The following is a 19,197-nucleotide window of genomic DNA, read 5'->3' as shown; positions in this document are numbered from 1 at the left end:
ACCGCGGCGGACGCGGGTCAGCCGAATACGGGCAGGACGATCGGATAGCGGTTCAGCGGTGTCATCGGGAAGGCGGACGGCCGCGCGCCGAGCAGATCGTCGTCGAGCAGCCAGCTCTTGATATGGCGTTCGAAGAGCGCGCACGAAGGGCTGGGACTGTCCGGGGCCGCGACCCGGACGAACCGGAATCCGGCCCGGCGATAGTAGATGTGCAGGTCGGCGTTCGAGGTCCAGGCGTCCAGGCGGACCCATTCGCGCCCGTAGGTCCGGGCGAGTGCGCCCGCATGCGCCAGCAGACGCTGTCCCACACCGTGTCCGGCGAATCGCAGGTCCACGATGAGGTAGTGCACGATCAGCGAATTCGCCAGTTCGGCGCCGCTCCACAGTCCCCGGTCGGCGCGATCGTTGACGGTGATCGTGCCGGCGGGTTCGCCGTCGACATCGGCGATCCAGGTCTCACCGGAGGTCAGCGCCCGGGCGACGACACGGGAGAAGTAGTCGATGGACAGGCCGGACGACTCGGTGGACCACTGGTCCGAGCCGCGGGCCGCGAGCCAGGTCGCACGTTGTAGCCGCAGGCGGCAGATCAGGTCCAAGTCATCGAGAGCGGCCGGCCGAATCTGCACGGTCATGGGCTAGAACCATATCCCAGACCGATCGGTCTGATCCAGCACGCCACGAATGACCGCTGTACCTTCCGCGTCGCCCAGTTCGTAGGCGAGGCGATTACTGGTGGCGGTGGAGCGGTGCCGGGTGACCCGGGTTATCCGTTCGTGATTGGCGCCGATACGTAGATGGTCCAGCAGTACCGTACCGATCGCGACGCCCAGGACCGCCGCTTCCTCCGCCGCGGCGGGGCGCGCCACGAGCGTGTCGCGGTGGGCGGTCTCGCCGTGACCTCGTTCGGCGAGCCGGCGTGTCGTGCCCTCGGGTATATCGTGCGGCGAGTCGATACCGGTGGCCTCCGCGAGATCTCGCGGATAGAAGCTCACCTCCCAGGACCACGGCTCGTTGTCCAGGAACTGCACCACGGTCCGGGCCAGCACCCACGAGTCCACCGGAATTCCCAGCCACCGCGAGACCTGCCGGCTCGCCGGTTCCATCCGGGCGCTGAACTCCTTGGCCGGGATCCGGCCGGCGGCGCGGGCGATCTCCTCGAAGATATCGTGGGTCGCGCGCGGCCGATCGGGGCGGATGTGATCGGTGATCACCGATTCCAGTACTTCCTGGCTGCGGACGATGGTGCCGCGCGAGGTAGCGGTATAGACAAGATTCTCGGTGACCAGCAACTGGATCGCGTTACGCGCGGTGGTGAGCGAAACCTGCATCCGCTCAGCGAGTTCCGCATGGCTGGGTAGACGATCCCCCGGTCGCCAGGTGCCTGCTCGTATCTCCTCGCGGAGGTGGTCCGCGATCCGTCGATACGTCGGACCGTCCGCCATCGTGCTCCTCGGGTGGTCTTCAGGTAACGAAGTGTACGCTTTTCGTGTCGCGGGGGGCCTGTATCGCTTGACAGTGGACTTCTGCGGTTTATTGTAATCAACGTACTGACCCGGTGTTGTGCGGCGATGAACGGCGAGGCAACCGTGACAGGTTCGGATACAACAGTCGTAATGGCTCTTCCCAGCGCCCAGCGGGGCGCTGATCCTTTGGCGCAGAACAGGCCTCCGGGGCCGCTGCCGAACTCCGACCTATTGGTGCGAGCCGCGCGCGGGCACCGGGTGGTCGGAGGGCAGTTGCTCTGGTACGCCCGCGATCTGGCGGTTCTCCACGAGCGCAGGCTGGTGGGGCGCGGCGGCTCGATCGTCACCGATCCCGACCGCCTGGTCGAGATCGACAGGCGCCGGATGGAATTGGTGCTCGCGATCGACGACTGGGTGGGACGCAATGTCGCCCAGCATCGGCTAGGGGTCACCCTCCACACCGAGACCATCGGCGCGATCATCGACCGGATGGCGGAATCGGCCGTCCGGGCCCATCACGCGCTGATGACCCTGGACGCGGATGACGAACTGCTCCACAGCGCCTGGCATCATCTGGCCGAGCTGGCCGATGCCTACGACGCGCTGGTGGGCGATGTGCTGGCAGGCAGGCGGCGACTGCCGGAGTGGTGAGAATCCGCGGCGGTCCGCCGCCGCGGAATCTCGGTCCGTCAGCTCGGGTGCGACCGGTAGCTCTGCGTGAAATCGTCGGCCACCGTGGCCGCCAGTTCCACGTACGCGCGCTTGGTCTCCTTCTTCAGCCGCGGCAGGTCGATCTCGGCGCCCTCGGACATATGCGGGTCGAACGGGATCATATGCACGGCCCGGCAGCGCGACAGGAAGTACTGACGCAACTGCTGCACGTCGATATTCGGGGTCCCGTCCCGCGGGGAGTTGATCACCACCACGGCGTTCTGCACCAGATGGTGATAGCCGTGCAGCGACAGCCAGTCCAGAGTGGCCGAGGCGCTCTGCGCGCCGTCGATGGCGGTCGGGGAGATCAGCACCAGCGAATGCGCGAGTTGCAGGACACCGGCCATCGCCGAATGCATCAGCCCGGTACCGCAGTCGGTGAGGATGATGTTGTAGAACCGCTGCAGGATCCGGGCGACGGCCCGGTACTCGTCCTCGTTGAATGCCTCGGAGGCGGCCGGATCCCGTTCGCTGGCCAGCACTTCCAGCCGGCTGGTCGCCTGGGAGGTGTGCCGCCGGACATCGGAGTACCGCTGGATCGCCGGATCGAGCAGCAGATCGCGCACGGTCGAACGCGTCTGCATGGGAACCCGCTGGGAGAGCGTGCCGAAGTCGGGGTTCGCGTCGACCGCGATCACCCGGTCGCCGCGGATGGAGGCGAAGGTCGACCCCAGTCCGATCGTGGTGGTGGTCTTGCCGACGCCGCCCTTCAGCGAGAGCACCGCGATGCGGTAGTCGCCGCGGACCGGCTGGCGGATCCGGGCCACGAGTTCCAGCATGCGCCGCTCCTCGGCGGACATACCCGGATTGATCCGGCCGCCGGATGCGTGATGGACCACTTTGCGCCAGCCCTGACCGGCCGGCTTCTTGGCGCGCCGCACCGCGACGTCGTCGAGTGACGGACCGCCGGCGCCCGGACCGCCGAACTGGCCGGGGTGCTGCTGTTGCTGCTGCCACTGCGCGGCCGGGGGCATGCCCTGCCCGTTGTTCGGCGGTGGCCCGCCGTGCTGGGGACCGGGTGCGGGCTGCTGCCACTGATGGGGTGGCGGGGTGTTCGGATACGGGTTCGGGCCGGGCCGGCCGGTAGCGGGGCCGTAGTGCGGCGGCGGGGCCGGTTGGGCGGGGCGCGCCTGCTGCTGCGGCCCGGGAGCGGGGGGCTGCTCGGGTGTACGCCAGTGGGGACCGCCGTCGCCGGCCGAGGGGGCCGGGGCTTCCGGCGCCCGCCAGGTCGGGGTGCCCTGATCCGCCGGGCCGGGCCGGCTCTCCGGCGCGGGTGCCGGCGCGGGGCCGCGGTCGGGTCCGGCCTCGGAGTGCTCCCGGCTGTCCGGCTCGGCCTGGCCGTGCCGTGGCGCCGGCGGTGGTGCGGGTGCGGGCGCCTCGGCCCAGCGTGATTGCGGGATCGGGCCGGAATCGGCGGGAGCCGGATCGGCCGCGACGCCGTTCGCCCCCGTGTTCGCGGCTTCCGCGTCCGGGGAGCGCGGTGGCTCGGCCGGTGCGGGTGGGAGATCGGGCAGCCGCTGGAACGGTTGCTGCCCGGTGTTCGCGGGCGGATCCGGCAACGGCGGGGGTGGCGGGAGGTCGGGGCGTGCGGGTGTGCTCTCGGGGGCTCGCGCCGGGCCCTCGGACCAGGATGTCTCGCCCGGGGTGTCCGGTCGCTGCGCGTTCTCCGGCGGGATCGGATGGTGCGGGCGCAGCCGGTCGAACTCCGGCGCCGGCTCGCTCGGGTTGCGGACCGGCAGGCTCGGCGCGGAGGCCTGTTCGGCGGGAGCCCGGAAGGGTGCCTGCTCGGCCGGGGCCTGGAACGGGGCCTGCTGCCCGGTATCGAAGCCGGGCGGCCCGGATTCGAAGGACGGCGGCGCGGGGGGCGTATCCAGCGGCCGTTCGGGAGCGGGGCCCGGATGGCCGCCCTCGGTTCCCGGACCCCACTGCGGTGCGGATTCCGGGGCGCGATACGGATCGCCCGTGGCGGGATACGACGGGGGCGGTGCGCTCTGCTCGGGCGCCGGCCGGAGGAGACCGGCGGACGGGTCGGCCTGCGGCGGCGGTGCGGGCTGGTCGGCCGGGGCCTGGGGCGCCCAGTCGTGCTTGCCGGTCTGCTCGGCCCAATTGTTGCGCTGCGAGGGCCGGGGCCCGTTGCTACCGGGGAGCAGCGGGCCGACGCGGTCCTCCAGCGAGGGCTCGTCGCGGTCCTTGTTGCGGAACCAGCTCTTGCCCTTCTTCTTGTCGCCGTCGGCGGCGCGCTCGTCGCCGCGGCCACGGCGGTTGAAGAAACCGTTCGCGGGTTCGGGAGTCTCCGGGATCACCTCGTCCTGCGGGAGGTTCTCTACCGGCGGCGGCTCGTAATTACGGAAATTCCCCTGCGCGGACTCGGCGACCTCGGTGTCGGCAAGCCATGGTGGCAGCATGGGGAGGCCGTCGTTGCTGCGGCTCACCGGTCCCCTCCTGAATGGTCGACCTCGGACAGCGCCAGTTTACGCGACAAGTCCCGTTCCACCCGGGGCCGGGGAGCCACCACCGGCGTGCGTGACGCACGGGCCCGGGTACCCCTTTTTGCCCGATCCCAGACCTACCGGTAAGCTGACCAGGCGGTGTATCAAAGCGCCGCCTGTTCGCATGCGATCGGTTCTGGTGATCAGCTGCTGTGGGGTCACCGTAGCGCAGTGTGGGCCGCCTCGCGGCCCGAACTCGCGCGTCTCGGCCGGTTCATCGAGCAGTACCAGGTAATCAGACCAGGTTGAGTGTAACCGGGATCGCGGAGGATATGGCGAAGAAAGACGGGGCCATCGAGGTCGAGGGGCGGGTTGTCGAGCCGTTGCCGAATGCGATGTTCCGGATCGAGCTCGAGAACGGGCACAAGGTCCTCGCGCATATCAGCGGCAAAATGCGCCAGCACTACATCCGCATCCTGCCGGAGGACCGTGTCGTCGTCGAGCTGTCACCGTACGACCTGTCCCGCGGTCGGATCGTCTACCGCTACAAGTGAACGAGCGGGCCCCGGTTCGCTCACCCGAGATTTCCCCGGTCGTACCCGGCCGGGGTCAACTGTGTCCACACCCCTGGTGTGGGCCACAACGAAAGATTGGACGGACGTGAAGGTTCAGCCGAGCGTCAAGAAGATCTGCGAGAAGTGCAAGGTGATCCGGCGTAACGGCCGGGTCATGGTGATCTGCGACAACCTGCGGCACAAGCAGCGGCAGGGCTGACACCGGCGCCGAGCACCGAACGTAGTTCGGATTGGCACACAGAAGAACTCCCAGCGCCAGCCGCACACTGAGGATTTTTCCGGGGTGACCCGGAAGGTGTGCGCGCCTACCCCCGGACCGGAGGCCGGGGCCCCACCAGACGAGGGGACGGACAGGGAGCAGACCTCCGCGACAGTTAAGGAAACTGCCAGATGGCACGTCTCATGGGCGTCGACCTCCCGCGCGAGAAGCGTATGGAGATCGCATTGACCTACATCTACGGCGTCGGTCGTACCCGCTCCAAGGAGATCCTGGCCGCGACGGGCGTGAGCCCCGACCTGCGCTCGAAGGATCTCACCGATGAGCAGGTCACGCAGCTGCGTGACTACATCGAGGGCTCGTCCCTCAAGGTCGAAGGTGACCTGCGTCGTGAGGTCCAGGCCGATATCCGACGCAAGATCGAAATCGGCTGCTACCAGGGCCTGCGGCACCGTCGCGGTCTCCCGGTCCACGGCCAGCGCACCAAGACCAACGCGCGCACCCGCAAGGGCCCGAAGCGCACCGTCGCCGGCAAGAAGAAGTAGGGGATAGCGAATGCCTCCGAAGTCCCGGGCCTCCGGCCCGAAGAAGAGCCAGAAGTCGCGTCGCAGGGAAAAGAAGAACGTTCCCCACGGCCACGCGCATATCAAGAGCACGTTCAACAACACGATCGTGTCGATCACCGACCCCTCGGGCAACGTCATCTCCTGGGCGTCCTCGGGTCACGTCGGGTTCAAGGGTTCGCGCAAGTCGACCCCGTTCGCCGCGCAGCTGGCCGCCGAGAACGCGGCCCGCAAGGCGCAGGAGAACGGCGTCAAGAAGGTCGACGTGTTCGTCAAGGGCCCGGGTTCGGGCCGCGAGACCGCGATCCGTTCGCTGCAGGCCGCCGGCCTGGAGGTCGGCACGATCTCCGATGTCACTCCGCAGCCCCACAACGGCTGCCGTCCGCCCAAGCGGCGTCGCGTCTAAGCGGGAAGGAAGGTAGAGCACAATGGCCCGTTACACCGGACCCATCACCCGCAAATCGCGTCGCCTGCGCGTCGACCTGATCGGCGGTGACCAGGCTTTCGAGCGTCGCCCCTACCCGCCCGGCCAGCACGGCCGCGCGCGGATCAAGGAGAGCGAGTACCTGCTCCAGCTGCAGGAGAAGCAGAAGGCCCGCTTCTCCTACGGCGTCATGGAGAAGCAGTTCCGCCGGTACTACGAAGAGGCCAACCGCCTCAAGGGCAAGACCGGCGACAACCTGCTCCGTCTGCTGGAGACCCGCCTGGACAACGTCGTGTACCGCGCCGGTCTGGCGCGTACCCGCCGCCAGGCCCGCCAGCTGGTCAGCCACGGCCACTTCCTGGTGAACAACAAGAAGGTCAACGTTCCTTCTTTCCAGGTCACCCAGTACGACATCATCGATGTCAAGGAGAAGTCGCTGCCGACCCTGCCGTTCCAGGTGGCGCGGGAGACCGTCGGTGACCGTCCGGTCCCCGGCTGGCTCCAGGTCATCCCGGGCCGGCTGCGCATCCTGGTGCATTCGCTGCCGGAACGCGCGCAGATCGATGTGCCGCTGCAGGAACAGCTGATCGTCGAGTACTACTCGAAGTAATTCGAGTTCTACTCGGCGCGAACGCTGCGCCGCTGGTGCGGGCCGTCGCCCCGACGGTCCGCACAACCCCTAACGAGGCGTCAAATAGCGGGCGCCCAAAACAGGAGGATTGATCCTATGCTGATTTCCCAGCGTCCGACCCTCACCGAAGAGGTCATCGCCGACAACCGGTCGAAGTTCACCATCGAACCGCTCGAGCCGGGTTTCGGGTACACCCTCGGTAACTCGCTGCGGCGCACCCTGCTGTCCTCGATCCCGGGGGCCGCGGTGACCAGCATCCGCATCGACGGCGTTCTGCACGAGTTCACCACCGTGCCCGGGGTGAAGGAAGATGTCACCGACATCATCCTGAACCTCAAGGGCCTGGTCGTGTCCTCCGAAGAGGACGAGCCGGTCACCATGTACCTGCGTAAGCAGGGCCCGGGGACCGTCACCGCCGATGACATCGTGCCGCCGTCGGGTGTGGTCGTGCACAACCCGGATATGCATATCGCCACCCTGAACGACAAGGGCAAGCTCGAGATCGAGCTGGTCGTCGAACGCGGTCGCGGTTACGTTCCGGCGGTGCAGAACAAGGCGACCGGTGCGGAAATCGGCCGGATCCCGGTGGATTCGATCTACTCGCCGGTGCTCAAGGTGACCTACAAGGTCGAGGCCACCCGTGTCGAGCAGCGCACCGACTTCGACCGGCTCATCCTCGACGTGGAGACCAAGAACTCCATCAGCGCGCGGGACGCGCTCGCCTCGGCGGGCAAGACCCTGGTCGAACTGTTCGGCCTGGCCCGCGAACTGAACGTCGAAGCCGAAGGTATCGAGATCGGCCCCTCCCCGGCCGAGGCGGATCACATCGCCTCCTTCGGGCTGCCGATCGAGGATCTGGACCTCACCGTCCGGTCCTACAACTGCCTGAAGCGCGAGGGTGTGCACACGGTCGGCGAGCTGGTGGCGCGGACCGAATCGGATCTGCTGGATATCCGCAACTTCGGCCAGAAGTCCATCGACGAGGTCAAGGTCAAGCTGCACGCGCTGGGCCTCTCGCTCAAGGACAGCCCCGCGTCCTTCGACCCGTCCAGCGTGGTCGGCTACGACGCGAGCACCGGAACCTGGTCCGACAGCGGCACTTTCAGCGACGACAACGGCGGCGAGCAGGACTACGCCGAAACCGAACAGCTCTAGGCCGACGGGGTAGGCGCCCCGGAACGGTCTTTACCAAGGAGAACCCACAATGCCCAAGCCCAAGAAGGGTGCTCGCTTCGGCGGGTCGGCGTCGCACCAGAAGGCGATCTTCGCCAATCTGGCCACGGCGCTCTTCGAGCACGGTCGGATCACGACCACCGAGGCCAAGGCCAAGGCGCTGCGCCCCTATGCCGAGAAACTGGTCACCAAGGCCAAGGCCGGAACCCTGGCCGACCGCCGCGAGGTGCTGCGGGTGATCCGGAACAAGGACGTCGTGCACGATCTCTTCGCCGAGATCGGCCCGTCGTTCGAGGGCCGCAAGGGCGGCTACACCCGGATCATCAAGACCCTGCCGCGTAAGGGCGACAACGCCCCGATGGCGATCATCGAGCTGGTCCGGGAACAGACCGTGACCAACGAGGCCGATCGCGCGCGCCGGGTGGCCGCGTCGAAGAAGGTCGAGGAGAAGGCCCCCGAGGCCGACACCGAGACCGAAGCCGAGGCCACCGAGGCTCCGGCCGATGAGGCCGCGGCCGAGGAAAAGGCCGACGACAAGGCGTAATACGTTTGCCGGGGAGGTGCCGCACCGCACCACCCCGGTTCGTCGACGAGCCCGCCGCCCATCAGGGGCGGCGGGCTCGTCCCGTTTCCGGAGGAGGATATGGTGAGCGAACGGGCGCCGGTACCCGAAAGCGATTCGGCAGCGGCGGATTCCGCGCCGGTGACGCGGTGGCGACTGGATATCTCCTACGACGGAACCGATTTCACCGGCTGGGCCCGCCAGCCGGGCCTGCGGACCGTGCAGGGGGTGCTGGAGGAATCGCTGGGCAAGGTGCTGCGGGAGCCGGTCCAGCTGACCGTCGCCGGCCGCACCGACGCCGGTGTGCACGCCGAGGGGCAGGTCGCGCATTTCGATTCCGCCGTTGCGGTGGATACCGCGAAGCTGATCCACCGGATGGCGAAGTTCCTGCCCGGGGATGTACGCATCACCGGGATACAGCCGGCGCCGGGCGAATTCGACGCGCGTTTCTCGGCGATACGGCGTCATTACGTGTATCGCCTCACCACCGCCCCCCATGGCGCCGACCCGCTGTCGGCCCGCAGTGTGGTGGGCTGGCGGCCGGTCGATCTGGACGCGATGCGCACGGCGTCGCACAGTCTGCTGGGGTTGCACGATTTCGCGGCGTTCTGCCGCCGGCGGGAGGGTGCGACCACGATCCGGGAACTGCAGCGCTACGACTGGGAGCGCCGCGGGGACCGGCTGGACGCCTACGTCAGCGCGGACGCCTTCTGCTGGTCGATGGTGCGCAGCCTGGTCGGGGCGGCGCTGGCGGTGGGGGAGGGGCGGCGTACTCCGGAATGGGTGGCGGGACTGCTGAACGAACGGCAGCGGTCGAGCGCGGTGACGGTCGCGCCCGCGCGCGGACTGAGCCTGGTGGCGGTGGACTATCCGCCCGATTCGGAACTCGCCGCCCGCAACGCGCAGACCCGGGAGACCCGGGCGGTGCCGTCCGGGGGATGCTGCGGGGGCGAGTAGCGGTATCGGGAAACACGATCTCGCGGCGCGACGGCCGGTGGTCCGGCGCGGATAGGGTCGGTCGTGGAACAGAACCCACCGACGACAAGGTTGCGCTGGATATGACGATCGATCTCGGACGCTACGGCGTATGGCGTTACTACAAACTCTTCACCCCGGAGGCCGCCGCGGAAATCGAGCGGCTCGGCTACGGGGCGCTCTGGCTCGGCGGGTCCCCGACCTCGGATCTGCCGGTGGTGGAGGATCTGCTGGCGGCCACCGACACACTGAAGGTCGGCACCAGCATCGTCAATATCTGGACCGCGCCGGCCGGTGAGATCGCGGAGTCCTACCACCGCATCGAGCAGCGCTTCCCCGGCCGTTTCGTGCTCGGTATCGGCTGTGGCCATCCCGAGGCGGACAAGCCCTACCGGTCGCCCTACGAGGCGCTGGTCGAATACCTCGACGAACTGGACGAGGCGAAGGTCCCGCAGGCGGGTCGCATGCTGGCGGCGCTCGGGCCGAAGGTGCTGAAACTCGCGGCCGACCGTACCGCGGGCGCGCTGCCCTACCTGACCACCCCGCCGCATACGGCGCAGGCCCGGGAGATCCTGGGCGACGCGCTGCTGGTCCCGGAACAGAAACTGGTGATCGACACCGACCCCGACAGCGCCCGCGCGACCGGCCGCTCGGTGGTGACCATGTACCTCGGCCTGCGCAACTACACCACCAACCTGCGCCGCCTCGGCTACACCGACGAGGATATCGCCAAGCCCGGTAGCGACACCCTGCTCGACGCGCTGGCGGTCCACGGCTCGGCCGAGGAGGTCGCCACCCAGGTCCGCGCCCATATCGAGGCGGGCGCCGACCACCTGGCGTTGCAGCCGCTGGGCGAGGACTACCTCGCCACGCTGCGTGCGCTCGCCCCATTGCTCACCCAGCAGGCCTGACACCGGTCCGGGCCCGGGCGTACGGCGGCCCGGGCCCGCGGTTCGGCCGCCCCGCGGACCGCACGGTGCGCCGCCCTACCCGGGTAGGGCGGTCAGGAACGGACGAGGCGCGCGATGGCGTCGGTGGCTTCCTTGATCTTGGCCTCGGCCTCCGGGCCCCCGGCCACCGCGGCATCGACCACACAGTGACTGATGTGGTCCTCGAGCAGGCCCATCGCGACGGCCTGCAGCGCCTTGGTCATCGCGGAGACCTGGGTGAGGATATCGATGCAGTACTTCTCCTCCTCGACCATCCGCTGTAGCCCCCGCGCCTGGCCCTCGATCCGGCGCAGGCGTTTCAGGTAGTCGTCCTTGGCCGTGATGTAGCCGTGGTTCGCGTGGTCGTGGGAAGCGTCGCCGCCGGCCGACTCCGCGGCATTGTCGGCGGGCTGGGATTCGGTTGTCACCGCTCATCTCCTCTGCACCGGTCGAGAGGAATTCTCTATACCCCCATAGGGTACACTCACCGGCTCGTGTCCTTCAGGGTGCGCCTCCGCTGTGCGTCCGCGCACCGGACCCGGGAGAATCAGCACTATGACTTCCAAGGACCGGCCCGCCCTGGCCGTTATCGGCGGTAGTGGATTCTACGATTTCTTCGACGGCGCCGCGGACGCGGTCGCGGTGAAGACACCGTACGGGGAACCGAGCGCGCCCATCGCGGTCGGCGATGTGGAGGGCCGTCCGGTCGCCTTCCTGCCACGCCACGGCGGCCGGCACGAGTACTCGCCGCATACGGTGCCCTACCGGGCGAATATGTGGGCGCTGCGATCGCTCGGGGTCCGGCGGATCTTCGCTCCGTGCGCGGTCGGCAGCCTGCGCCCCGACTGGGGGCCCGGCACCGTGGTCGTTCCCGACCAGCTGGTGGACCGCACCTCGGGCCGCGAGCAGACCTACTTCGACGGCAACGGCATCCACGTCTCCTTCGCCGACCCCTACTGCCCCGACCTCCGGGAGATCGCGGTGAAATCCGCGGACACCGATCTGCCTCTCCATCCGCACGGGACCATGGCGGTGATCCAGGGTCCGCGCTTCTCCACCCGCGCCGAAAGCCGCTGGTACGCCGCGCAGGGATGGGAGCTGGTGAATATGACCGGCTACCCCGAGTCCGTGCTCGCCCGGGAACTGGAGATGTGTTACGCCGCCGTCGCCCTGGTCACCGACCTGGACGCCGGGGTGACCGAAGGCGAAGGTGTGAAGGCCTCCGAGGTCTTCGCCGAATTCGAACGCAATATCGGGCCGTTCAAAGAACTCGTCCGCCGCGCGGTGAGCGGGGTCGCCGAAACCGGAACCTGCGAGCACTGCCGGGTACATGCCGGCATCGCGCTGCCGTTCGACCTGCCGTGAGCCCGGGCCGGGATAGTCTCGTGCCGTGGATACGCCGCTTCGCCTCGAGGTGATCGTCGCCAGCGTCCGGCCCGAGCGCTTCGCTCCGGTGGTCGCCGACTGGTTCGTGCGCACCGCCCGGGCCAGGCCCGAATTCGATACCGGTGTCCTGGACCTGATGTACGCGGACCTGCCCACCGATCTCACCGAATCCGCCGCGACACAGCGCTTCCGCGACCGGCTGGCCGCCGCGGACACGTTCGTCGCGGTGACCTCCGAATACAACCACGGCTATCCCGCATCGGTGAAAACCGCGCTGGACAGCGCGAAATACGAGTGGCGGGGTAAGCCGATCGGGTTCGTCTCCTACGGCGGGCTCTCCGGGGGGCTGCGGGCCGTCGAACAGCTCCGGCAGGTGGTCGCGGAGATCCATATGGTGTCGATGCGCGAATCGGTGAGTTTCCATCGCGCCCGCAAACAGTTCGACGCGCACGGGGAAACCGCGGACGGGGCGGCCGTGGACAGTGCGCAACGGCTGCTCGACCAGTTGGGGTGGTGGGGGCGTGCGCTGCGCAATGCCCGCGCGGCCGAACCATACGGGTAATTGCGGGGGCTGTGATGTTGGAGCGGCTCCGCCGCTCGAGGGCGGGGCCCTGGCATCCCGGTTCTTCACTCCCGGCGGGCGGTCGCTGCGCTCCCTTCCTCTGGTCGCTCCAGAACCGGGCGGGCCCCGCCCTGGCGGGGGTGACTGTTCGGAGGGGGTGGGGGTCCGGGGTCAGCGGCGTTGGGGTTGGGGGTGGGGGTGGGGGTGTTGGGGGCGGTGCGGTTGCTGGCGCTGTGGGGGTGCGGCGGGGCGGGCGCCCTGGGGTGGGGCCTGGCGGGTGCGGGGTTCGCCGATGTATGTGTGCTCGCGGGGGATGGAGACCAGGTTCAGCGGGATCTGGGTGGTCGCGGTACGGAGAACCACGCGGGTGCCGATGGCGCCCGGTTGCTGGATCGACAGGTCCGGTTTGGTGGCGGGCCAGCCCATGGGGTCACCGGTGACGTAGATGGTGGTGATACCGGCGTGCGGTGCGGGGGCGAGGACGCCGTCCACCACGGTCGCGGTGAATCCCGCGTCCGACTGGTGCATCTCCACCGCCAGCGTCAGCCGATCCGGGTTACCGATGGTCTCGATCAGCTGGTACCAGGCGTGCGGGCGTTCGGTGCGGACCAGGATCCGCTCGCCCACCGCCAGCGCGCGGAACACCAGCTGCTGGGCCAGATACAACTCGCCGGCCACGTACACCGCCGAGATACCCGCGCCGATGAGACGCAGCGCCACACCGTTGCCCTCGTCGTCGGAGCCGATCAGCTGGCCGCAGCCCGACGACGGCAGCGCCAGCGCGTCCAGTACCTCGATCGGGTACTCGGCGGTGGGCACCACATCCTCCAGATCGGGGATGCCGATCGGCAGATGCGCGAGCAGGCTGTCGCGGTGGCGGCCGTTCAACGACACCATGCCCTTGGTCCACGACTTCTCCGGCAGTTCGCGCAGCGTCGACCGCCACGCGGCGCCGATATGCACGGTATCGGCGGTGTTGCCGGGGCGCAGGCGTACCGCCACGGTGGTGCCCCGGGATTCGGCCACCCACAGCTGTGACAGGATCTCCGACCCCAGCTGGCGCGGATCGATCGCGGCGCCGATGTTCACCCCGTTGCCGAGTTCGGCATAGCGCCACCGGTGGGTGAGATCGCGGGCGTCCGCACCGTGGATGACCTGGCGTACCGCGGCCCGGATCTCGGAGGCGGTCAGCACGCGCGAACCGCAGCCGGCGTCCTCGAGGGTGCGCACGATCCGCTGGGTCGCGATGGTCACCGAACGCGCGGCGCCCTCGTCGCCGCCGCCGCGCCGGGCGGCCGCCCCGGGGCAGTCGACCATATCGAAGCCGATGGCCAGCCACACCGTGCGATGCGCGGTGGCGGGCAGCGGGCCGAGCAGGGATTCGTAGATGGCGCCCGCGGGGGTACCGGAGCGGCTGCGGTGACCGTGGCTGATGATGTCGATACCGCTGAGCAGGATGTCGTGCTGGGCGAGACAGGTCGCCAGTTCGGCCATCGGCAGCAGGTGGGACGCGTGCACCGCGGCGCGGTCGATGCGGGTGAGACCGCCGCGGGGCGGGAGCACCTCGACCACCGCGACCACGCGGCTCTCGTCCCAGTACAGCCCGAGGGAGCGGTCGTCGGGGCCGCGGAAATCGTCACTGTCGCCGATCCGGTACTCCCGATGGGCCCGGAAATTCCACCAGTCGCCGATCCGGTCCAGCAGCACCCGGCGCCCGACCGGGATCAGCGGAATCAGCCCGGTGACCACCGCGACCCCCAGCGCGATCCACGGATCGAGTCCCGCGATCAGCAGGACGGTTCCGACGACCAGTGCGAGCACCTGCGCGATCAGCAGGTTGCGCATGGAAATACGCCCGAACAGCAGGCTGCGCCCACGTCGCGTCATGGCTGGAACGGCCATCAGAGTCCCCCAGGTACCCGGTGTCGGCCCGTAATCGGCGGCCGAGCTGAACTACGTCCCAGGGAACTGTACTGTGTTCGGCGAGCACGAGCACAGTTCGGGGGAAGACGATGCCTTCAAAGCCCACAACTCGGTGGCAGATCAGCGGTTACAACTTTCTGGTGCGCCGGATGGAACACGCGCTCGTGCGCCGGGACGTGCGAATGCTGCACGACCCGATGCGTTCCCAGGTGCGCGCCTACGTCGTCGGCCTGGTGCTGGCGGTGGTGGTGCTGGCCGGTTGCGGCGTGCTGGCGCTGCTGCGCCCCCAGGACAAGATCGGGCAGAACACCATCCTGATCGGCAAGGAATCCGGCGCGGTCTACGTGGTGCTCAACGATGTCGTGCATCCGGCACTGAACCTGGCCTCGGCCCGGCTCGCGGCGGGCGACGCCCCGGACGCGGCGATCGTCAAGGAGGCCGAGGTCGGTAAGAAGGCCCGCGGTCCGCTGATCGGTATCCCGGGAGCTCCCGGCGCGATCCACTACAACGCCGAGGGTGTGGGCCGGCAGTGGACGATCTGCGACGAGATGAAGATCGACGGCAGCCAGGACCGCACCACCTCGGTGCTCGCCGGTGGGCTCGAACTCGGCGCGAAGGCCGGGGCGCTGGAATCCGGTAAGGCGCTGCTGGTTCAGGGCGAGAACAACACCTACCTGATCTACGACGGCAAGCGGGCCCGCGTGGCCATGGACGACCGCGCCGTCACCGACGCCCTGGGCATCACCGGCGCCACCCCGCGCCCGGTGAGCGAGGGACTCGTCAACGCGATTCCCGAGGTCATGCCGATCGAGCGGCCCACCATCGCCGATCCCGGCGGCACCCCCGCCAAGGACGTCAGCGGGCACCGCATCGGCGAAGTGGTGCAGGTCGGAGATTCGCAGACCGAGTACTACGTGGTGCTCACCGACGGTCTGCAGCCGGTCTCACCGCTGGCCGCCGAGATCATCCGCAACTCCAATCCGCAGACGTCGAGTGATTTCAGCATCGACCAGGCCACCCGGACGCGCGTCGCGGTGTCCAACGCGCTGCGGGTCCAGACCTTCCCGCAGACCGCGCCGGCCATCCTGGACGCCAAGGACCACCCGGTGAGCTGCCTGACGTGGAAACCGATTCCGGAGGCGGGCGAGAACACCGGAACCCGCGCGGAACTGCAGGTGATCACCGGGGTGAGCCTGCCGATGGCCGACGGCGCGAAGCTGGTGCCGCTGGCCCAGGCCGACGGTTCGGGGCAGAACGTGGATTCGGCGTATATCGCGCCGGGCACCGGAGCCTACGTGCAGACGACGGGTATCGAGCCGGACAGCAAACGTAAGGACAGCATCTTCTACATCGCCGACACCGGTGTGCGTTTCGGCATCAAGAACGCCGATTCCGCCAAGGCGCTGGGTATGCCCGAGAAGGCCGAGCCCGCACCCTGGCCCATCGTCGGCCTGCTGGCCTCCGGTCCCAGCCTGGGCCGGGAGGAAGCGCTGGTCGCTCACGACGGTGTCGCGCCGGATCCCTCGCCGGCCGATCAGCCGGTCGCCTCTTCCAAGTAGACGGTAGGCGCGGATCTTCCGCGGAAGGGCGGAAGATCCGCTGTCACGTGACGGCACACCGATGGAGTGGTTTGCCTGACGGCCACCTGCCCGCAATGTACGGACCGAGCGTCCGAACAGCGTGGGTGCGGTTTCCGCGGCCGGTCGGTCCCGCGGCCTTCAGTGTTCTGTAAGTCGTTGCCCCGGAGGGTGATCCGGGGCAACGACCGTCAGGCGTCGTCCTCGCTGACCCCGAACCGCCGCCGCGTCGGGAACGAGGCGAGATAGCCGATGATGAGGCTGCCCCCGATGATCCCGCTGCCGATGAGCGCGATATTGCGCGCCGTATGGTCCGGCGGCTCCGGCGGAGCGGGGACGGCGAGCTGCTTGCTCACCGCCGGATTCTGTTGTTTCGGGCGCAATTCGGCGGGCACCTCGTTGGTCAGCGCCGCGATGGGGTCGATCGCGCCGTAACCCACGTACGGATTCCAGCCCTCGGCGGGCGCGTGCGCGGTCGCCTGGATCCGTTTCATCACCTCGACGGCCGATAATTCCGGGAACCGGGCCCGCACCAGCGCGACCACGCCGGATACGTAGGGGGCGGCGAAACTGGTGCCGTTGATGGTCTGCTGGCCACCCTGGGCGTTGACCGTCCCATTGATCACGCCGCCGGTGTGCACATCCAGCGAGACGATGTTCTCGCCGGGCGCGGCCACACTCAGCCAGGGCCCGGGGACGGTGAACTCCGACGGCGCACCCTCGGCGTTGATGGAGCCGACCGAGAGGACGAGATCGTCGAAACGGGCGGGGGTGACGTTGACGGTGGTGTTCGCCCACGGGTCGGCGGCCGGGTCCAGCGGGTTCTGAATCCCGTCGTTGCCCTTGCAATTGTTGTTGTCGGTATTCCCGGCCGAGGTGACCACCACGGCGTTCTTCTGGTGGACCGCGTAATCCAGCGCGGCGCCGAGCGCGCCGTCGTTGATCGGGCTGGAACTGCAGGCCACCTCGGAGATATTGATAACCGTCGCACCCATATCGGCGGCGCGGCGCACGGCCTGGGCCATGGTGGCCACATTGCCGTAGCCCTCTTTGGAGAGGTCTTCCGGCGATTTGGTGGCATTACTGCCCGCCTTGACGTACTTATCGCTGGTCTGGCGGATGGTGAGGATCGTGGATTCCGGTGCTACTCCGGAAAAACCCTGGTCCGGTGCCTGACTCGCGCCGATGATGCCGGCGACCACCGTGCCGTGGGCGTCGCAATCCTCGGTGCCGTCACCGCTGTTGGCCACGAAATCCCCACCCGCGCGCAGGCCCGGAAGACGCGGATGACGGGCCACCCCGGTATCGATCACCGCGACCACCTGGCCCGCGCCCTTCGAGAACTGCCAGGCCCGGCCCAGATCCAGCGCGGCCTGCGCGGGCGGAACGGTCGGGCCCTCGCCGCCGGATACGGTGCTGTTGCAGGGCGTATTGGCCTTGCGTTCGGTCGGCTGGCTCGGCCGGGCCGGATCCCCGGCCGGTAACTGGCCCGGATCGACCGGCGCGGGCCGGTCGGCGAAGGCCGCCGGATTCGCCAGACCCAGCGACGCGCTCATCCCGAGCACCGCGGCCACCGCCGCGGTGCGGATCCCGCGGTTCACAGTCCGCGGACGAGGGAGTAGAGATCGGCCACCCAGAACACCAGCGGCAGCACGGCGGCCACGAAACCGTATTCGATCAGTTCGGCGGCCCGGCGCATCGGCGGCGTCGCCGACTGGTTCGGCACGATGATTCCGAGGATCAGTGCCGCGATGAGCACCACGAGGGCGGCTCCGAACACCGCCAGCGGCAGCTCCGCCACGAAGGCCATCCCGACCAGCATCACCAGCACGATCGACGCCCCGCCGACGATGAGGATCACGGCCTGTTCGGCGCCGGCGTAGGTGCGGCTGCGGAACATCAGGACCGCCGCGCACACCAGCGCCAGCGCGATACCCTGCCAGTAGAAGCCGCCGTAGTCCGGATCGACGGCGACCAGCGCGCCGACCACCGTGACCAGCGTCGTCGCGGTGACCAGACCGCTCAGATAGGTCCGCGCCCGCGCCGACTTCGCCTGCAGTACATCCAGCGTCGGCAGGGCACGGTGATCGTCCGGATCGTCCTCGGTGGGATCGATGGGCGTACCGGGGGAGGGCACCGGCGGCAGCGGCAGTTTCGCCAGCATCATCGAGATGCGGGGAGCCAGCGACAGTGCGCCGAGGCCGACGGCCGCGACCACCGCGCCGACGGCCTCGAGCGGCTGTTCGGTCAGCAGGCCCACCAGCGCGGCGGGAACCATGAAGAGCGCGAGCGTGCCGGCTCCGATGAACAATCCGAGACCGACCCCCGTGACGCGCCAGGCCAGGATGGCCGTCGCCCCGAACAGGGTGGAGCCGAGCAGTAGATGGGGCCAGCCGTAATGGTCGGGCACGATGAGCATGCCGCCGGTGAAGGCCAGCGGCAACGCGCAGCCGCCCAGTACCAGCGCGGTCTTCGGATCGCCGTACACCCGGCTCAGCACCATCGCGCCCGCGACCAGCAGAACGGCCACCCCCAGCGCGATGACGCCGGTGATCCACCCGGGCATCGCGTCCGGGGCGGCCAGCAGGCCGGTGCAGCCGGCGAGCATGGTGAGCGCGGCCAGGATCGATCCGGTGACCCGCGCGACATCCGGATTCCAGCCGCGGAAATGCTGTGAATCGGCGACCGCGACGTTGTACATGATGTCGTCGAACAGCGGCGTGGGCGCGGTGTTCGCGGAGTTCTCGAGCATCAGCAGTTCGCCGTCGCGCACCCCCTGCTCGCCCAGGCTGAGCGAGTTCGACAGCGGCGGCTGGCCGATCCGGGCGAGAACCCAGTCGGCCGGTTCGTACCGTTCGCCCTGATTGTCGAAATCATTGGTCCGGCTGTGCGCGGCGACCATATCGACGACGCTGGGAATCACCAGAGCGACCGGAACATCGACCGGAATGGCCATATCGACCTGGGTGTGTTTTGCCAGAATGGTGACCCTGGTGAGATCCGGAGCGCGGACTATACCCCGCGAGGAATCTTCCTCCATATGATCGAGTCGCGCATGCGTCACGCTTCCCCCAAGTTGGTTTCGCTACCCTGCTCT

Annotated in this window: 20 protein-coding genes; 13 read left to right on the top strand and 7 right to left on the bottom strand. The window is 68.8% G+C overall.

Annotated features, from left to right (window positions below; all coding sequences use genetic code 11):
- Nucleotides 1–17: 17 nt before the first annotated feature.
- Both ACZ6SF_RS21055 and ACZ6SF_RS21050 read right to left on the bottom strand, forming a co-directional pair.
- Nucleotides 18–632: a GNAT family N-acetyltransferase gene (locus tag ACZ6SF_RS21055; RefSeq protein WP_466063857.1), complete on the bottom strand. Its 615-nt coding sequence runs from the start codon at nucleotides 630–632 to the stop codon at nucleotides 18–20.
- 3 nt (nucleotides 633–635) lie between these two features.
- The gene (locus tag ACZ6SF_RS21050) at nucleotides 636–1,442 is read right to left on the bottom strand and encodes a GntR family transcriptional regulator (RefSeq protein WP_466063856.1); all 807 of its coding nucleotides are present in this window, start codon (nucleotides 1,440–1,442) and stop codon (nucleotides 636–638) included.
- 255 nt (nucleotides 1,443–1,697) lie between these two features.
- Here ACZ6SF_RS21050 and ACZ6SF_RS21045 point away from each other — a divergent pair, with 255 nt between their 5' ends.
- On the top strand, nucleotides 1,698–2,114 hold the full coding sequence (locus ACZ6SF_RS21045; protein ID WP_466063855.1) for a DUF4254 domain-containing protein: 417 nt from the start codon (nucleotides 1,698–1,700) through the stop codon (nucleotides 2,112–2,114).
- Nucleotides 2,115–2,152: 38 nt separating this feature from the next.
- Here ACZ6SF_RS21045 and ACZ6SF_RS21040 read toward each other — a convergent pair whose 3' ends face one another.
- Nucleotides 2,153–3,733, bottom strand: a complete 1,581-nt coding sequence (locus tag ACZ6SF_RS21040; protein ID WP_466064081.1) for a MinD/ParA family ATP-binding protein — start codon at nucleotides 3,731–3,733, stop codon at nucleotides 2,153–2,155.
- 1,202 nt (nucleotides 3,734–4,935) lie between these two features.
- Here ACZ6SF_RS21040 and infA point away from each other — a divergent pair.
- The 9 genes from infA (at nucleotide 4,936) to ACZ6SF_RS20995 (ending at nucleotide 10,634) form a co-directional block, all read left to right on the top strand.
- Nucleotides 4,936–5,157, top strand: a complete 222-nt coding sequence (infA, locus tag ACZ6SF_RS21035) for a translation initiation factor IF-1 (protein WP_003418601.1) — start codon at nucleotides 4,936–4,938, stop codon at nucleotides 5,155–5,157.
- 106 nt (nucleotides 5,158–5,263) lie between these two features.
- Nucleotides 5,264–5,377: a 50S ribosomal protein L36 gene (gene rpmJ / locus ACZ6SF_RS21030; protein WP_025347279.1), complete on the top strand. Its 114-nt coding sequence runs from the start codon at nucleotides 5,264–5,266 to the stop codon at nucleotides 5,375–5,377.
- A 191-nt stretch (nucleotides 5,378–5,568) separates the two neighbouring features.
- Nucleotides 5,569–5,940, top strand: a complete 372-nt coding sequence (gene rpsM / locus ACZ6SF_RS21025; protein WP_030522614.1) for a 30S ribosomal protein S13 — start codon at nucleotides 5,569–5,571, stop codon at nucleotides 5,938–5,940.
- Nucleotides 5,941–5,950: 10 nt separating this feature from the next.
- The gene (gene rpsK / locus ACZ6SF_RS21020) at nucleotides 5,951–6,364 is read left to right on the top strand and encodes a 30S ribosomal protein S11 (RefSeq protein WP_030522613.1); all 414 of its coding nucleotides are present in this window, start codon (nucleotides 5,951–5,953) and stop codon (nucleotides 6,362–6,364) included.
- Between the two features lie 22 nt (nucleotides 6,365–6,386).
- Nucleotides 6,387–6,992 (top strand): 30S ribosomal protein S4, encoded by a 606-nt coding sequence (rpsD, locus tag ACZ6SF_RS21015; RefSeq protein WP_450002067.1) that lies wholly within the window; start codon nucleotides 6,387–6,389, stop codon nucleotides 6,990–6,992.
- A gap of 117 nt (nucleotides 6,993–7,109) precedes the next feature.
- The gene (locus tag ACZ6SF_RS21010) at nucleotides 7,110–8,168 is read left to right on the top strand and encodes a DNA-directed RNA polymerase subunit alpha (protein ID WP_357422148.1); all 1,059 of its coding nucleotides are present in this window, start codon (nucleotides 7,110–7,112) and stop codon (nucleotides 8,166–8,168) included.
- Between the two features lie 49 nt (nucleotides 8,169–8,217).
- Nucleotides 8,218–8,730: a 50S ribosomal protein L17 gene (gene rplQ, locus ACZ6SF_RS21005; protein ID WP_466063854.1), complete on the top strand. Its 513-nt coding sequence runs from the start codon at nucleotides 8,218–8,220 to the stop codon at nucleotides 8,728–8,730.
- Nucleotides 8,731–8,829: 99 nt separating this feature from the next.
- Entirely contained in the window at nucleotides 8,830–9,705 is an 876-nt protein-coding gene (gene truA, locus ACZ6SF_RS21000) for a tRNA pseudouridine(38-40) synthase TruA (protein ID WP_466063853.1), read from the top strand.
- Nucleotides 9,706–9,806: 101 nt separating this feature from the next.
- A complete protein-coding gene (locus tag ACZ6SF_RS20995; protein ID WP_466063852.1) occupies nucleotides 9,807–10,634 on the top strand; it encodes an LLM class F420-dependent oxidoreductase in 828 nt (275 codons plus the stop codon).
- A gap of 92 nt (nucleotides 10,635–10,726) precedes the next feature.
- Here the strand turns inward: ACZ6SF_RS20995 and ACZ6SF_RS20990 are convergent, their stop codons facing one another.
- Complete coding sequence (locus ACZ6SF_RS20990; RefSeq protein ID WP_466063851.1) at nucleotides 10,727–11,080, bottom strand: metal-sensitive transcriptional regulator; 354 nt, start codon at nucleotides 11,078–11,080, stop codon at nucleotides 10,727–10,729.
- A gap of 127 nt (nucleotides 11,081–11,207) precedes the next feature.
- On the opposite strand from ACZ6SF_RS20990, the gene ACZ6SF_RS20985 reads away from it, so the two are divergent.
- Both ACZ6SF_RS20985 and ACZ6SF_RS20980 read left to right on the top strand, forming a co-directional pair.
- Entirely contained in the window at nucleotides 11,208–12,017 is an 810-nt protein-coding gene (locus ACZ6SF_RS20985) for an S-methyl-5'-thioadenosine phosphorylase (protein WP_466063850.1), read from the top strand.
- A gap of 25 nt (nucleotides 12,018–12,042) precedes the next feature.
- Complete coding sequence (locus tag ACZ6SF_RS20980) at nucleotides 12,043–12,600, top strand: NADPH-dependent FMN reductase (RefSeq protein WP_466063849.1); 558 nt, start codon at nucleotides 12,043–12,045, stop codon at nucleotides 12,598–12,600.
- 171 nt (nucleotides 12,601–12,771) lie between these two features.
- Here ACZ6SF_RS20980 and eccE read toward each other — a convergent pair whose 3' ends face one another.
- A complete protein-coding gene (gene eccE, locus ACZ6SF_RS20975; protein WP_466063848.1) occupies nucleotides 12,772–14,487 on the bottom strand; it encodes a type VII secretion protein EccE in 1,716 nt (571 codons plus the stop codon).
- 125 nt (nucleotides 14,488–14,612) lie between these two features.
- Here eccE and eccB point away from each other — a divergent pair, with 125 nt between their 5' ends.
- Nucleotides 14,613–16,082 (top strand): type VII secretion protein EccB, encoded by a 1,470-nt coding sequence (gene eccB / locus ACZ6SF_RS20970; protein ID WP_466063847.1) that lies wholly within the window; start codon nucleotides 14,613–14,615, stop codon nucleotides 16,080–16,082.
- 209 nt (nucleotides 16,083–16,291) lie between these two features.
- Here the strand turns inward: eccB and mycP are convergent, their stop codons facing one another.
- A complete protein-coding gene (gene mycP, locus ACZ6SF_RS20965; protein WP_466063846.1) occupies nucleotides 16,292–17,701 on the bottom strand; it encodes a type VII secretion-associated serine protease mycosin in 1,410 nt (469 codons plus the stop codon).
- Nucleotides 17,698–19,140 carry a type VII secretion integral membrane protein EccD gene (gene eccD, locus ACZ6SF_RS20960; RefSeq protein WP_466063845.1) on the bottom strand — a complete coding sequence of 481 codons (1,443 nt, stop codon included), beginning with the start codon at nucleotides 19,138–19,140 and terminating at the stop codon, nucleotides 17,698–17,700. Before eccD ends, mycP begins: the two co-directional genes overlap by 4 nt.
- Nucleotides 19,141–19,197 lie beyond the last annotated feature (57 nt).

The sequence above is a fragment of the Nocardia sp. NPDC049935 genome (genome assembly GCF_055586645.1).
The sequence above is the reverse complement of the archived record's forward strand: the minus strand, read 5'-3'. Positions and strand labels throughout refer to the sequence as shown.